The organism is Parageobacillus sp. KH3-4, assembly GCF_022846435.1.
Taxonomy (GTDB): Bacteria; Bacillota; Bacilli; order Bacillales; family Anoxybacillaceae; genus Parageobacillus; species Parageobacillus thermoglucosidasius_A.
The window spans coordinates 1,819,218-1,833,774 of the sequence record NZ_AP025627.1; the positions used below are offsets into that span (position 1 = coordinate 1,819,218).

Consider the following 14,557-nt stretch of genomic DNA (forward strand, 5'->3'; position numbering starts at 1 on the left):
AACCTCCTAACGATTACTAACATACTGCTTTTTTCATTTCTATTCGGTAAGATGGATTACAGTAATAGAACAAAGAATGTCTATAATGTATAGAGGAAAGGCTGCTTTTAGGAGGTGTGCTTGATTGGATAAGTTATCTTTATTATCGCAAATTAATTTATTGGATGAATTGCCGATGAAAGACTTGCAAGTTATTGATCGAATGAGTGAAATGAAGCCTGTAAAAAAGGGGACAATCATATTATCTCCAGATAAACCGATTGAAGCATTATTTTTACTAAAAAAAGGGCAAGTGCGTTTATATCGAATGAACAAAAACGGAAAACAATTTACAGTCGACATTTTAGTGGATGGAAATATTTTTGGTGAAACATCTACGTTATCATTAACGGACGATCAAATTTACGCCGAAGCGATGACAGATTCGTATTTATGCATTTTAGGTAAATCTGAATTTGAAAAGTTCATTGAAAAAAATCCGAAAATCGCATTAAAATTTATCAATATTTTATCAACACGGTTAAAAGAACTTTACAGCTTAAGCGAGAAAATCGCTCTTGGTGATGTGAAATACCGAATTTTATACTTGTTATTAAAGCTCAGCGAAAAGACAGGTAGACGAAAAAATGAGTGGCAAACAATTGATATGAAACTCACACATCAAGATATCGCCAGCATGATCGGATCAACACGCGAAACAGTAAGTGCCATCATCAGCCAGCTAAAGAAAGAAGGATTCATTAAAAAAGGGGAACAATTCGCTATAAACGTTGCAAAAGCGAGTGAAGTGATTGAAGAAAATATTTAATTCCCCCCACAGTTCTAAAATAGTGGGGTATATAAATAGACACAATAAACTGCAAATAAAGCTTTACTGCACATCCAGAGACGCTTTTATCTCCTTATAGTAGAACAGGAAAAAGCAAGGATGATCCTGTTTGATCAGCCCTTTTATTATAAATCAGTTATTGATATTTATTCATAAACCCAATATTTGGAAAAGATTTGGATAATTTCATACGTTAGGAAGTGGTTTTGTGCTTTCGGAAAGTCATGTTCAGGAACAACCAACAAAACAAAAGATCTTAACGATCTTTTCTTTGGCTGTTCCAGCAATGATTGAAAATACTCTTCAAACTGTGGTTGGTTTTGTAGATACTCTTTTTGTTTCTAAACTTGGACTAAATGAAGTTACCGCAGTTGGTGTGGCTAATGCTGTCTTAGCTGTATATATCGCGTTTTTTATGGCAATCGGAGTAGGTACTTCCTCACTTGTTGCTCGTTATATAGGAGCCGGGGATTTTGAAAAGGCAAAGGCTGTAGCAAAACAATCAACTTGGATTTCTTCTATAGCAGGTTTATTATTCGGTATTATTACTTTATTGTTTGCTGAACCACTGCTCCGAATAATGGGTGCAGAACCCAAGGTTTGGGCTGATGGAGCCGTTTATTTTCGTATTGTCGGGGGAACGTCCCTTTTTATTTCTCTCATGTTTATTTTCGGTAGTATTCTGAGAGCAGCAGGAGATACAAAAACACCAATGAAAGTCAGTTGGTGGATTAACTTTATTCATATTGCGTTAGATTACATCCTCATATTCGGACTAGGGTTTAATGGGTTTGGGGTTGCTGGTGCAGCTTGGGCAACCGTAATTGTACGTATTCTAGGTACAATCGCTCTTTATTATTACATTAAAAAGTCCAAAGTTTCTTTCTCGATTTTTGGCGGTACGTCAAGTAAATCATTTACTTCTCCAATTATAAAGTTATCCGGGCCAGCAGCAGCAGAAAGGCTTATTATGCGTTTGGGTCAGGTACTCTATTTTGGATTGATTGTCCGTATCGGTACCGAAACCTATGCGGCTCATACGATTGCAGGAAATATTGAAACCTTCTCTTATATGCCGGGTTACGGGTTAGCTGTAGCTGCTACGACATTGGTAGGACAAAGCATTGGAGCAAAACTTGAAAAAGAAGCTTATAAATACGGAATGTTAACCACAGGAATTGCCGTAGGAGTTATGTCCTTCGTTGGAATTATATTGTTTTTCTTATCTCCTTGGTTCGCAGCTTGGTTTACCACGGATAAACACGCAATCGATATGGTGACAACAGCATTAAGAATTGATGCATTTGCTCAACCAGCGTTGGCTGTTGGCTTAGTTTTAGCAGGTGCTTTACAGGGGGCAGGAGATACAAAAAGTCCAATGTACAGTACAGCTATAGGAATGTGGGGCATTCGTGCCGTGGGTGTTTATGTTTTAGGGATTCAACTAGGAATGGGGATAGCTGGTGTTTGGTTATCTATTGCGTTTGATTTGTATATTCGTGCCTTATTTTTATTCTTTTGTTTTAGAAAGAAAATGCTATTTAAAACCTAAAAATTGTCGGGAGTATATGAAAAAACTATTTTTGTTACATACCTTTTTAAAAATCCGATTTCCTTACGCTAAGGAAATCGGGTTTTTACTTTCTAATAATGTTGCGCTATGTCGACCTGACATGAGTAGGATATGCAGCCAAAGTCCTCAACCATCGCTTCTCTCCGTATGGTGCAATTAGAAAAAAGGATAGTGCTGGGATGGATTGGGGATCAATCATTTTTCAACTGGTCATATTTGCTTTTGCAAATGGGTGTTCTGGAAGCTTGGCAGCTATCTCTCCTTGAAAGTTGGGAATGTGGTAGAAATTCCCTTGAAATTATGATGTGATGAAAAGGATAGTTCCAGAATTTAAAAGAGTCCATAAAAATCTTTGTCATAAGCTCGGAATCGAAGAAAATCCTGAATTGAATGGGTTAATGGAATTATTGATGTGGTTATTTGAGCAGAAACACCCGCAAAAAGTGCGGGTGTTTTGCTTACAACCATTTCTTTTTCAACTGTCTTGAAAGTGAATATTTTTCTCCTTCTGGTGGTACTGCAATTATACGGCATGGGTGGCCAATGGGTAGGTTAGTCGAAAAAGGATTTGATTTTAATTTGTAGAAATTACTGGTATGAAAAGTAGTTCTTTTTAGAAAGAAAGGAATAAGATGCGACAGATTATTGCTTTAGGCGGCGGAGGCTTCTCAATGGAACGGGATAACTCGTTATTAGATTTGTACATATTGAAACAAGCAAAGAAAACTACGCCAACGATTTGTTTTATCCCCACGGCCAGCGGGGATTCAGATCATTATATATCAAGGTATTATAATTTCTTTCATAAACAAAATTGCAAACCTTCTCACTGTCTTTATTTAAACCGCCGACAAGAGATTTAGAGGGAGTTATACTGGAGAAGGATATTATATATGTTGGTGGGGGAAATACAAGAAACTTATTAGTTTTATGGAAGGAGTGGGGGTTAGATCATATTTTAGGATTGTTTTAGCTGGCATCAGTGCTGGTTCTATATGTTGGTTCGAGGAAGGAGTCACAGATTCATTTGGAGGGGGATTAGAACCAATTACTTAGGTTTTCTAAAGGGTAGTAATTGTCCGCATTATGATGGAGAGCTAGACAGAAGACCTTCGTATCATAAACTAATTTATTCTGGAGACGTACAAGCTGGTATTGCAGCGGATGACGGGGTTGCCATCCATTATATCGAACAAAACATAAGTAATATAGTTAGTTCTAGACCAAAAGCAAAGGCTTATAAAGTTTATTTGGATAACAAGGTGAGGAAGGTTATAGAGGAAGAGCTTCAAACGAATTTTTTGGGTTCCTATTAAGCCCCTATGGAAGAACGAATTAACTCCAACATCTGTGGTGAAGCCCACTTTATGGGTAGCCAACGGAGCAGTATAGTTCTACGATAGAATTTTCGGAATGTTTTAGAGAATATGGGTTGAATCATATACAATAGAAAATGTTGTCGGTCATATTAAAGATTTAGATTTGTTTGCTGAGAGATTGAACGGAGGAATCTGGAGTTTTTGTAGGTAGCTAGACCATTTACAAGAAGGGGATATTTTATGAAAGAATTAAGAAAAATTTTAATGAGTGATCCATTAGTTTCCTCAATGAATGTACATCCTTTTCAAGAACCATTTGTTGACCTTGTTCACTTTGATCCAGATATCGCTGTGGATCCATCTCTTTCTAACAGGAGTCGTTACTTTTCTTTTGTCCGTCTTTCAGTAGCTAATAAACTTTCCTTAGCTAAACAATTTCTTCCAAAAGGTATCCGTTTTCTCATTAAGGAAGGATACAGGCCTTTACATATTCAACAGCGAGCCTTTGAGCGGGCATTACAACGGGTAAAAGAAAATTCTTCAAATCAAGATTTAGATCATTTAATGGCTGAGGCATCCAAATACGTAGCACCTCCTGATGTAGCACCTCATCCAACAGGTGGTGCAGTAGACTTAACCCTGATTGACTCCAATGGTAGCGAATTGGATCTTGGCACACCATATGATGCCATACCACAAGAAACGGACAACGCAACTTTTTTTGATGCAACCAACATCAGCGTACAAGCAATGCAAAATCGCCAGATCCTCGCACACGCTCTTCAGTCTGTTGGTTTTGTTAACTACTTCACGGAATGGTGGCACTGGTCATACGGTGACAGATACTGGGCTGTAATGACTAATGCGGATCATGCCCTTTATCATCCCGTTTCAGAACAAGAATTGTTGAATCTGTTACAAAAGGCATGACTAGAACATAATCAACCTTTTTATGAATAAACGATTCCATTGGGGTTGCTGTGGCAACTCTTTACTTCTCAAGCTAACGAGGCAGGAATGTTTAAAAGAAATTTATAAAGATACAATGGAGGGGAAAAGAGATGGGGGATTTAGCTATCAGAACAGCTAATCAAGAAGATATTCCGCAACTTTTAAATTTAATGTATCAATACATTGTTGATTTTTATAAAAGACCTAGACCGACTGAAGAGTCACTTAAAGGATTGATACAGCATTTATTGGATAACCCCGCGAATGGAATACAATTTGTTGCAGAACAAGATGGAAAATTATTAGGTTTTACAACCCTGTATTTCTCCTTTAGCACTCTTCAGGTGAAAAGAATAGCTATTTTAAATGACTTGTTTGTGATACCAGAAGCAAGAGGGCAAAAACTAGGCGAGAAACTGTTTCAAACATGCTTGTCTTATATAAGAGAGAATGATTTTGCCTACATGACATGGGAAACTGCAAAGGATAATTTAGTTGCTCAATCTCTTTACAACAAAATGGGTGGCCAATTGTCTGAATGGTTAGTTTATGAAATCAGTTAGTGTATCCAATAGTTTTTTATTAAGCTATCCTGAAATTAATATTTTCATTCTTTTGATGGTGCCGCATAGATGCGGCATGGTTGTCTCTCATGGAAGAACGAATGAACTTCCATCATCTGTAGTGCCGCGAAATGCGGCATGAGTGGTTATGATTCAAAAAGTTATTATCAACAAAAAGGGGGGTTATAGTGTTAGACAAGAAAAAAGTAGGAAATATATTAGGTGTCACGTCTTTGTTGCCTGTAATCATAAGTATCATTATTTTCTATGTTGAAAGAGGTCCAAATGCTGATGTTTATTTCGTGATTACAATTTATGGCATCTTATCAATTATTGGTATTTTATTCGCGGTGTTCTCGTGGTTGATGACGAAACGTTTCTTTCTGCCAATTATCAGCTTGATAGGAAATGGAGCGGTTTTGGCCATTGCTTTTCTTTTGCTATTGGCAATGGGGATTAGTGAACCAAAAAAATATTCTTATTCAAAGATTCTGCCCGTAGTTGCAATCTTTCTTTTTCTCCTGTAAATACACGAAAGTAGGTGGCATATAAAAATGGAAATGAGTAAGTTTATACTTCATGGCGATATATTGATTATGAAAGTAAAGATTGATGGTGGTGATTATACATTTAGCATTAGGTGGAAAGCACCGAAGAAACCTTATGATGAAACTTGAGAACTTGTATCATATGCGAAAAATTCGACTGGTGAAAAAGATTTTAGTGAAGAACAAATTAAGAAGTTTATGGATACAGTTAATCCTAAAATGAATTGGAATATAGCAGATTTTCAAAAGTAAACTTCTTGAACTAACGGGTGTTTAGTTTAGTAAAAGATTAAAAGGAGCATACATATTATACATGACTAATATGTACGTTCCTTTATTTTTTAAGGCTTTTTATAATTTAGGTCTTGATAAGCAATGGGTTCTTTTTTATTTGCTAAATTATCAACATTATTGTTTAACAGAGCTTAAATTTTAAATTAAGTCTTAAATATTATAAGTGAGCCACAAATGTAAATAAGTTTAGATTGAAAAACAGACATATAAGTAGCTTAAAATTTTGCAAAACATGCTTGCTCCCTCGAATACACTCCTCATTTCATACGAATCAAAATCCTCTTTATTTAATCGCTTCACTAATAAAAAATAACCTTATCCAGTGTCCAAGAGGGCTATCATAAAAGTCTAGCGGTAACCGCTTTATATAGAAGTAATTAAAGTATGTAATGGATGCTGTTTCAAAATGATGTCCAATGATCCTTCTGATTAATGCATATGTTTCATAAAAAATTTTGGAAAAACAGAAACATTTTTGTTTTTTATGCGTCTTTTATAGCGGAAGGAGGGTGGAAACCATTGCCAATAAATTTGAATTGGATATACTTATGCGCTTATATTCCAAATGCCTTTTTCGCTATCTACACAAATTAACCAATGATTATCATTTGGCTGAGGATCTCCTGCAGGAAACATTTTATAAGGTTTATTTACATGTAAGCAGCATAAGCGACATAGTACAAATAAAGTCATGGCTTTACCGGATCGCTTATAATACCTTCATCGACCACTGCAGAAAAGCAAAAAAGATGCAGCTTGTACAAGTGGATGATTTCTTTGCGTCGTTAAAGCTAGATCCATTATTAGAAACGGAAAACGCGTTTTTGCAAAAATATGAGCTGGAGTTGATTTATAAACATTTGTCTAACATGAAAGAACTGCAACAAAAAGCCATTATGCTCGTCGATTTAAGAGGATTTAGCTACAAAGAAGCGGCGAAGCTGTTAAACGTAAAACTCCCTTATTTAAAAAGCCTTGTGTTTCGGGGCAGGCGGGAATTAGAAAAACGATTACGCAATGAGGTGAAGGGATGAGAAAAGACGAGTTAAAACAATTATTGCAGAAATATCAAAATGGCACACTAAGCAAAGAGGAAGAACAGAAAATAGAGGAGCTTCTAGAAAGTTTTGACGTATACAATGAATTTCTCCATGAAACCCTTCATGATGAAGGAATGAAGGAAGCCGATCTTGCAAAAATGATGAAAAAGGCCCAACAAAAATTCTTTTTTAGAAATACGCTGCTTGTTGTATCGTTTATACTCACGATTGTTCCCTTATTGACTATGTTTACTTTTGTTTATTACGGCTGGGGGCGAGATCATAACAGAGGGAACGAATTTATTGAAACCATTCGAACGGTGAGTGAAATGACAGCGCCAAATGTGTATGTAGATTACGATACGGTGGATGTTGAGATCAAGCCCTTTACTATGACTGTCACGACCGACAAATATAAATGGATGGATGATAAAAGAAGTTATATAGGCAAGGATACTTACAAACTATTTTTCAATGATGTGTTTGCTAAAGAATCGAATTATCGAGCGATTGGGTATTCGATTCATCACATTGGAACCAACTTTATTCATCCGAAAACCAAGTACTTTTTACCTGACGAACGAAGAAAAATTGAATCTCTCCCGAGCGATTGGCCGGTTGAAATCTATATTTCCCTGAATCGGTCCTATTCCTTAAAAGAAATAAATGAAAAATTCAAAGGATATAATATAACATGGCTTGCGTTAGACACAGGTGTAGAGGAACAGATGAGGAATGATTTAGATTTCATCCAAACACCAGCAATTGGCTTTCCATACAAAAAAGTGCATGTAGATTCTGTATTCAATCGCTCGTTTACTGATTACGAAGAAGTGGTCAAAGGGTTCGAGCTATTGAACAAAAACGAAAAATGGGCAACACAACTAACGGAATATAAAGACTTAAAGATGTCTGAGCGACTAAAATGGATAAAAAAACATAAAGAATTGAAGATTTATGGAATCGCTATAACAGGAACCGCCAAAGATGTTTTGTCTCTAGAAAAGATGAAGGAAGTCAACGTGATTCGATTAGGTCAGATCAATTTACCATAGCAAAAGGGAGGAATAGTCGAAAATGAGAATGGTAAGAATCAATATGCTAAATACATTGGTGGCTATATTTTTGCTTATTTTGTTAAATGTACAAATTATAGCGGAGATCCCTGTTTTTGATATCAGTTACATTTGGATTTCATTGTTCGGAATGCTCATATGCTTGCTTGGCCTCCTAAAAGAAGATCGATTCTACTCCTATTTAGGTGGCATCCTTCATTTCATCCTAATCGTTTCTTGTATGGGAATGATTTGGTTTGGTATAGGCATTAACTACAAGCCGTAACTTTACTGCTGCAAAAGCGAAAAGGACAGTCCAAATTAAGGCTGTCCTTTTTCAATATAGGAACGTGTTGCAAAAGACATAGATGCATACATATAAAACAAATACCAAATATCCCAAATTTATCTTGATATATTTTATTAGAACATTTAGAGTATTCTATGGATACAAAAGTGAAATTAAATTCGTTAATCGAGCGAAAGCAACCGTGTTATGTTCATAATGAGGAAAGGTGCTTGAAATGACAAGTTTAAATGAAATTGTTGTAGTTTTGAAAGGGTTTATTTTACACAAAGGTAAGGTGTTAACGGTACAACGTGCTCATGATGATGAAGTGGGCGGCGGAACGTGGGAGTTAGTCGGAGGGCAAATACACTTTGGAGAAGATTTAGAAGCGGCGCTGTTGCGAGAAATCCAAGAAGAAGTTGGATTGGATGTGACGGTGGAGCGGATTTTATATGCGACGACGTTTCAAACGCATGCAACGCGACAAGTTGTCATTCTTACATACTTATGCAAAAGCGATCATCATGAGGTCGTTCTTTCGCAAGAACATATCGATTATCGTTGGTCAACTAAAGAACAATCGCGAAAACTGCTACCTCCGGCCATTTCACGTGTTTTCGTTGGAAGAATGGGTATAGAGTAGAGATGGAAGATAGCTAAATGAGTTCAGTTCATGCCGTAAGATCTGCGGACCGCACTATCCAAACAAATGAAAAGGAATTTGTGAAGTGTGAATTTTCATTTATCATGTATTTAAATGATTCAGGTTAATGACTATGAGTTTATTGGCAACATAATCTTTTCTGAGTAAACCTTGTAGTTAAGAATGCCAAATTTGGCATTCTTATTTTTTCAGTTTATGATGCACTTAATGATAAATAGCAATTTAATTAACAAAGATATTATTAGTGAAAGCATACAATGGGCATCACACTATAAGCTTTTTGTATGCACTCATGTAGTCATGCTGCGAGCACCTTTTAAGCAGTATAGAATCATTGGGTTCGGAGACTAATAAATGAGCATTAAGAGCTTGCTTATTTAACTAAACATCCAGACCAACAACTGGATTCATTCTAACATCTTTTCCTCCAAAAATGAAATGGCCGGTACCCCTTCATTCCTCTTTGTAGTATCATAGGTTCGCTTGTTTACGAGATCACAAGTCCCAACCAGCCTGAATCATGTTTCTATAGCAGGGGATAAACTGTTTTAGCCGACGGGGTTTATGACCCACGAACAGGGACGTTCTGCCCCGTCTGCCGTAATAATTAAAACCATATAAAAAATGGTCAACCAGAAATATCTGACTTTATAATACGAACGGGCAGTATAAAGAAGGAATCAAATGTTAAATATCTAATATATAAAATCAATATGGATTTATATTCTAAAAAATATAAAAAATAAAAATAAATATATTTAGAGGAGTTGTTATTCAATGTGTGGGATTTGTAACTAGGCACCGAGAAAGAGATTTAGAAATTCCAAAGCATCGTCAAGATTTAATGACTGCAATCGAAAAAGATTTGTTAAACGACAATGATGTATTAGCAGTTTTTTATGGTGGTTCAATCGGAAATGAAAGCATGGATTTGTATTCCGATATTGACCTCCGCATCGTTGTATTACCTGAAAAATTTCAAGGTATTACCTGAAAAATTTCAAGAATTTATCTCGAACAAAAAAAGGCGTCCTAAAAAATGGGGAAATGTTCTTTATTTTGAGGATTTAGGTCCGTTTGTAACTTATTCAATCGCTCACTATGATTGTTTCGTTAAGGTGGATACATTTTATTATAAACCTGAAGACATTCAGCCTTCCGTATGGTTGAAAAATATAAAAATTGTAAAAGATACGGACGGAATGTTGGCAGATATTTTAGATAAATCCATGGCTTTATCCTATGAACCAACAATTGAAGAATTTGAGTTTTGGCGAACAAAGTTTTTTGCGTATTTTCATGAAGCTTATCGTAGAGTAATGAGAAAAGAGTATTATTATGCTTTGAAATGTATTGACAACTTACGTTTATCAATGGCAACAGCTTGGTATATGGAAGTAGGAATCCAACCAAATACGTTTGGCGATTGGGCAAAATACGAAGGTGAAAGAAGTAAACTAGAAGCTTGGCAACTATTCCTCCTTGAAAGTTGGGAATGTGGTAGAAATCCCCTTGAAATTATGAATGTGATGAAAAGTATAGTTTCAGAATTTAAAAGAGTTCATAAAAATCTTTGTAATAAGCTCGGAGTCGAAGAAAATACTGAATGGATAAATGAAATTATTGATATGGTTATTTAAGCAAAACACCCGTGCATTTTGCGGGTGTTTTGCTTACAACAAAACTAAATCAAAAAAACTTTAGGATAACGCATGCAAGGAGAATTTCTTTAGACATGTTAAGTTAGAGGATGCTTTCAACTTTGCACCTTCCTCACCGCTGAAGAGGTGAAGATGGCTTTACGTCGATATATATTATAAACTGCAGTTCGGATTATGTGCATTTATCGTATGGCTGATTTAATTAATTATCATATCGTACGAGGAGTTATCGTTTAAAAATTTAAATTCATGAAAATTCATTCGTTTGGAGGTTCAGTATCCATAGTCAGCTATTCCTCGAAATTGTTTCATTTTCTACATGCGTGCAAAATGGCATAAAGAGGTCGGTAAACTGTCAATGATGGCATGTTGGTATAATCATCCCAAATCAAATCCCCTTATGAAAGTATTTTAACATATTATGAAAATTCATGTTGCTACAAATTCGTTTATAAACTCCTGTTTGATCTCTCGATGTTAGGACGAGTATATCTTTTGTGACATCGTATCTAATGAGAATTTCATTCATAAATTTTCTCCTTTAAGGCTTTATTATCCATGAAGTACTATTACCCATGTTGTGTTTAGTAAGCCTTTTTTTATGATATCTGGTATTGTTTTAGGTAACTTAATAGCTATGATTTTCTCATTGCTGGCATAGGAGCTCTATTTCTAACTTATCCAACCCTTTATGATGTAATAAAATTAGTTGGAGCAACTTATCTTGTATACCTTGGTGTTCAAATGTGGGCTAAAACAGGTAAACCGATACAAACCAATAAGGACTCTATTTCTAAACAACCTACATTTCAAACCTTCTGGGTTACCGTTTTAAATCCAAGAAGTTTCTTCTTTTTTGTCTCGTTCATGCCTCAATTTATAAGTAAAAGGGAGCCGTTTTATTATCAGATTTTAATTTTAGGTTTAACATTTCTTAGCTTAGTTATATTCACAGGTATCATTTATATTATAGTTGCCGACAGAGTGTCCCAATTTCTAAATAATAACTTTCAAAAATGGATATACCGAATCGGTGCGATCAATTTAATTGTCACAGGAATCGCTGTTCTTGATCTGAAACATTTTTAGGTAGATGGCGACTAAGATAAGTTGTTACTCATCCCTCAATAAAAAACGGCCTCCGAGAAAATAGGAAGACCGTTTTTTGTCTTTTATCCTCATTATTTTTGATACTGGTTCGTATTGTTCGAATCAAGGTTATAAGACAGTGGTAAAATCCTCGTTAGAGTGCGGAAATACTGGCAAAAGAAAAGGAGGGGAATCATTGCCGACCTATGAGTTGTTGTCACCAGCACGACGTGCGTTTAAGATTTCTTTTACTTCTAGTGTATCCCATTGACTAAAAACGGTAGAAATATTGCATTGATTTATGATTTGGAGCCGTGATTCTTTTTTAACCCTGCCTCTGCTTTGGGGAGCAGCAGCTTCCGAAAAGCTTCATCATGCTCGATGGAGAAGCAGGTTTCAAATTCTTTTTGCTTGCTGCTCGTCATAAATGATTTTAAATAAAGCAACGTATCATTTGGGGCTTCTAATATGGTCTCGGCCAGTTCTATAGCACGATCTAAAATGTTCTTATCTATGACAATTTCATTTGTCAAACCGATGCGTAAAGCTTCATTTGCATCAATTGTACGGCCCGTCAGGCATAGTTCTCTCGCTATGCCCTCTCCCACAATCCATCGAAGTGGTGTGATGAGCGGGGGTGCCCCAAATTTAACTTCAGGATGGCCGAATAAAGCGGACTCCGTACAAATTCTAAAGTCGCAAAAGGCCGCCAAATCAAATCCGCCTCCGAGTGCAACGCCGTTGACCGCCGCAATGGTTGGTTTGGGAAATAACCAGATATCCTTATGGTATTGTGACGATGATTGTAATAAACGGCCAAATTGCTCAGGATTGTTAAATTCGGATAAATCAAATCCGGCGGAAAATGCAGAAGATGAACCCGTAATGATCACAGCCATCACATCGTCGCTTGTTTTCCAAGCATTTAGGCATTCTGAGATTTCCTCTCTCATTTGCATGGATATGGCATTCTTTTTTTCGGGACGATTTAATGTAATAATGCCGACCCTGTTATTTATTTCTGCGATAATATGGTTGAATTCCAATTCCATTCCCTCCATTCGAAGGTCATATCTGGCACCTTTTCCAGATTTCCATTGTAACGGATACCACCTGTGCCCATGACAATTTCAAATCCGCAATTAACGTGCGAAATCCGCATTTTGTTGGCGGTACCCCTATTATTCGACGAGAACAGGTTACTGTATACCCTTGACTCTTTGCATAGGACACCGCTTTTTCCCTGCTCCATTGATAGAAAACAAATATCGTTAATCTCTCTTCACTGGGATGCTAACCATTGACAAAGAGATGCATACCAAAATGATTTCAATTTAGTATTTATTTTTTATAATATAATATAACATAAGAATTGATTCAGAAAAGGGGGAATATTCTGTTGTTTAGAGCTAAAATTTTTCAAAATTTCCTCGATTTTACCGAAGCGTCTGGATTCGATTTATTGGTGAAATGGTTAATAGTATCACTTTTGCTATGTTGATGCCTTTCTTAGCAATCTACATGAATGAAAAAATGGAAACCGCTTGGCAAGTAGGAGTGATGATGTCTCTATCTCCTCTTGCAATGATTATAGGCTCATTTGTTGGAGGAAGGATTTCAGATTCCATTGGGAGAAAACCCGTCATGGTTTTATCCATGGTCGGAAATGGCCTTTTTCTGTTTGGATATGTCATTTCTTGCCTATTGTTTTATTTCTTTTGGTGCAGGATTCTTCAATTCTTTTTTTCATCCGGCAGCGTCTGCTATGGTAGCTGACGTAACACCAGACAACCAGCAAACTGAAAGTATTCGGTTTTTTGAGAATGGGCATGAATATTGGAGTTGCGGTTGGTCCTATGTTTGGTACCACGGTCTTGCTTTTTTCTTTTTCATTCTTGCAGCTACTTCTCTAATTCTATATGGTATTACGCTGGCTTTCCTACTTGAAGAAACCCTTCATAGAAATTTCAAAGCAGAAGAGACGAAGAAGACCATTACCGAAGGAGCATCAAAAACTTTCATCACCTTGTTAAGCGACAGAATTCTGATCACCTTTATTATCGCTAGATTACCTATCGTTTTAGTATTTTCACAAACTGAAGGGATGCTTCCACTCTATTTTGATAAGGAAATGCCTTGGTTTAAGGGACCTGAAAATCCTTATCCGTATCTTATGGCTTATAACGGTCTTCTTGTAGCTACTCTGCAATATGTAGTTTCCAAATGGGCTTCCCCACGACCAATGGGCTCTATGATGATGGTGGGAAGCATCATGTTTGGGTTGGGTATAATCGAGATTGCTTGCGTAACGCATTATTTTCGCAGCTTGATATCAAACTGGTCCGTCATGATGGCATTTCTGCTAATTGGATATACCCTTTATACCTTTGGAGAAATGATTTTGCTTCCCGTTCAATCCACGTTCATTCTACGTTTAGCTCCAAAAAGTTTACGCGGTACCTACTCGGTTGTTTCCAATCTACACATGATATTGGGAGTCATGATTGGTCCTGCTCTTTCCGGATACTTTTTTGATATGAGACAGGGATTCTAATTTCTACTACTAATGGGTTTCGCATGTATATTTTCTGGGCTTGCATATGCTCTAATCAGCCGGTCAGTGGAGTCAAGAAAGTCATTTTCCCTCTAAGCTTTGTTAAAGAACAATGTTGATTTTCTTAT

At 36.5% G+C, this 14,557-nt stretch carries 13 protein-coding genes and 1 pseudogene; 13 read left to right on the top strand and 1 reads right to left on the bottom strand.

The window, feature by feature from the left end:
- Window positions 1-124: 124 nt before the first annotated feature.
- The 11 genes and pseudogenes from MWM02_RS09435 (at window position 125) to MWM02_RS19615 (ending at window position 11,875) form a co-directional block, all read left to right on the top strand.
- The gene (locus MWM02_RS09435; RefSeq protein ID WP_064551944.1) at window positions 125-808 is read left to right on the top strand and encodes a Crp/Fnr family transcriptional regulator; all 684 of its coding nucleotides are present in this window, start codon (window positions 125-127) and stop codon (window positions 806-808) included.
- Window positions 809-1,037: 229 nt separating this feature from the next.
- On the top strand, window positions 1,038-2,381 hold the full coding sequence (locus MWM02_RS09440) for an MATE family efflux transporter (RefSeq protein WP_064551945.1): 1,344 nt from the start codon (window positions 1,038-1,040) through the stop codon (window positions 2,379-2,381).
- A 653-nt stretch (window positions 2,382-3,034) separates the two neighbouring features.
- Window positions 3,035-3,718 (top strand): annotated as a pseudogene (locus MWM02_RS09445) (Type 1 glutamine amidotransferase-like domain-containing protein).
- A gap of 243 nt (window positions 3,719-3,961) precedes the next feature.
- On the top strand, window positions 3,962-4,651 hold the full coding sequence (locus tag MWM02_RS09450; protein ID WP_064551948.1) for a M15 family metallopeptidase: 690 nt from the start codon (window positions 3,962-3,964) through the stop codon (window positions 4,649-4,651).
- Window positions 4,652-4,782: 131 nt separating this feature from the next.
- The gene (locus MWM02_RS09455; RefSeq protein WP_064551949.1) at window positions 4,783-5,235 is read left to right on the top strand and encodes a GNAT family N-acetyltransferase; all 453 of its coding nucleotides are present in this window, start codon (window positions 4,783-4,785) and stop codon (window positions 5,233-5,235) included.
- Window positions 5,236-5,423: 188 nt separating this feature from the next.
- Window positions 5,424-5,762 carry a hypothetical protein gene (locus tag MWM02_RS09460; RefSeq protein ID WP_244403542.1) on the top strand — a complete coding sequence of 113 codons (339 nt, stop codon included), beginning with the start codon at window positions 5,424-5,426 and terminating at the stop codon, window positions 5,760-5,762.
- 863 nt (window positions 5,763-6,625) lie between these two features.
- Window positions 6,626-7,111: a sigma-70 family RNA polymerase sigma factor gene (locus MWM02_RS09465; protein ID WP_244403612.1), complete on the top strand. Its 486-nt coding sequence runs from the start codon at window positions 6,626-6,628 to the stop codon at window positions 7,109-7,111.
- Entirely contained in the window at window positions 7,108-8,172 is a 1,065-nt protein-coding gene (locus tag MWM02_RS09470; RefSeq protein WP_244403543.1) for an anti-sigma factor, read from the top strand. The genes MWM02_RS09465 and MWM02_RS09470 overlap by 4 nt, the downstream gene beginning before the upstream one ends.
- Before the next feature lie 524 nt (window positions 8,173-8,696).
- The gene (locus MWM02_RS09475; RefSeq protein ID WP_244403544.1) at window positions 8,697-9,104 is read left to right on the top strand and encodes an NUDIX hydrolase; all 408 of its coding nucleotides are present in this window, start codon (window positions 8,697-8,699) and stop codon (window positions 9,102-9,104) included.
- Window positions 9,105-10,042: 938 nt separating this feature from the next.
- Complete coding sequence (locus MWM02_RS09480) at window positions 10,043-10,765, top strand: hypothetical protein (protein WP_481861757.1); 723 nt, start codon at window positions 10,043-10,045, stop codon at window positions 10,763-10,765.
- Between the two features lie 678 nt (window positions 10,766-11,443).
- A complete protein-coding gene (locus MWM02_RS19615) occupies window positions 11,444-11,875 on the top strand; it encodes a LysE family translocator (protein WP_481861770.1) in 432 nt (143 codons plus the stop codon).
- Window positions 11,876-12,174: 299 nt separating this feature from the next.
- On the opposite strand, the gene MWM02_RS09485 is transcribed toward MWM02_RS19615, so the two are convergent.
- The gene (locus tag MWM02_RS09485; RefSeq protein ID WP_003250473.1) at window positions 12,175-12,921 is read right to left on the bottom strand and encodes an enoyl-CoA hydratase/isomerase family protein; all 747 of its coding nucleotides are present in this window, start codon (window positions 12,919-12,921) and stop codon (window positions 12,175-12,177) included.
- A gap of 454 nt (window positions 12,922-13,375) precedes the next feature.
- Here MWM02_RS09485 and MWM02_RS19620 point away from each other — a divergent pair, with 454 nt between their 5' ends.
- Both MWM02_RS19620 and MWM02_RS09490 read left to right on the top strand, forming a co-directional pair.
- Window positions 13,376-13,651, top strand: coding sequence for an MFS transporter (locus tag MWM02_RS19620; protein ID WP_481861771.1), 276 nt, complete (start codon window positions 13,376-13,378; stop codon window positions 13,649-13,651).
- Complete coding sequence (locus MWM02_RS09490; protein WP_481861758.1) at window positions 13,641-14,429, top strand: MFS transporter; 789 nt, start codon at window positions 13,641-13,643, stop codon at window positions 14,427-14,429. Before MWM02_RS19620 ends, MWM02_RS09490 begins: the two co-directional genes overlap by 11 nt.
- Window positions 14,430-14,557: the final 128 nt, after the last annotated feature.

Excerpts from the sequence above, each read along its gene's own strand:
- MWM02_RS09450 (WP_064551948.1), top strand. The coding sequence starts at position 3,962 with ATGAAAGAATTAAGAAAAATTTTAATGAGTGATCCATTAGTTTCCTCA.
- MWM02_RS19620 (WP_481861771.1), top strand. The coding sequence starts at position 13,376 with ATGCCTTTCTTAGCAATCTACATGAATGAAAAAATGGAAACCGCTTGG.
- MWM02_RS09480 (WP_481861757.1), top strand. The coding sequence starts at position 10,043 with ATGAAAGCATGGATTTGTATTCCGATATTGACCTCCGCATCGTTGTAT.
- MWM02_RS09470 (WP_244403543.1), top strand. The coding sequence starts at position 7,108 with ATGAGAAAAGACGAGTTAAAACAATTATTGCAGAAATATCAAAATGGC.
- MWM02_RS09455 (WP_064551949.1), top strand. The coding sequence starts at position 4,783 with ATGGGGGATTTAGCTATCAGAACAGCTAATCAAGAAGATATTCCGCAA.
- MWM02_RS09465 (WP_244403612.1), top strand. The coding sequence starts at position 6,626 with ATGCGCTTATATTCCAAATGCCTTTTTCGCTATCTACACAAATTAACC.
- MWM02_RS09490 (WP_481861758.1), top strand. The coding sequence starts at position 13,641 with ATGGTAGCTGACGTAACACCAGACAACCAGCAAACTGAAAGTATTCGG.
- MWM02_RS09475 (WP_244403544.1), top strand. The coding sequence starts at position 8,697 with ATGACAAGTTTAAATGAAATTGTTGTAGTTTTGAAAGGGTTTATTTTA.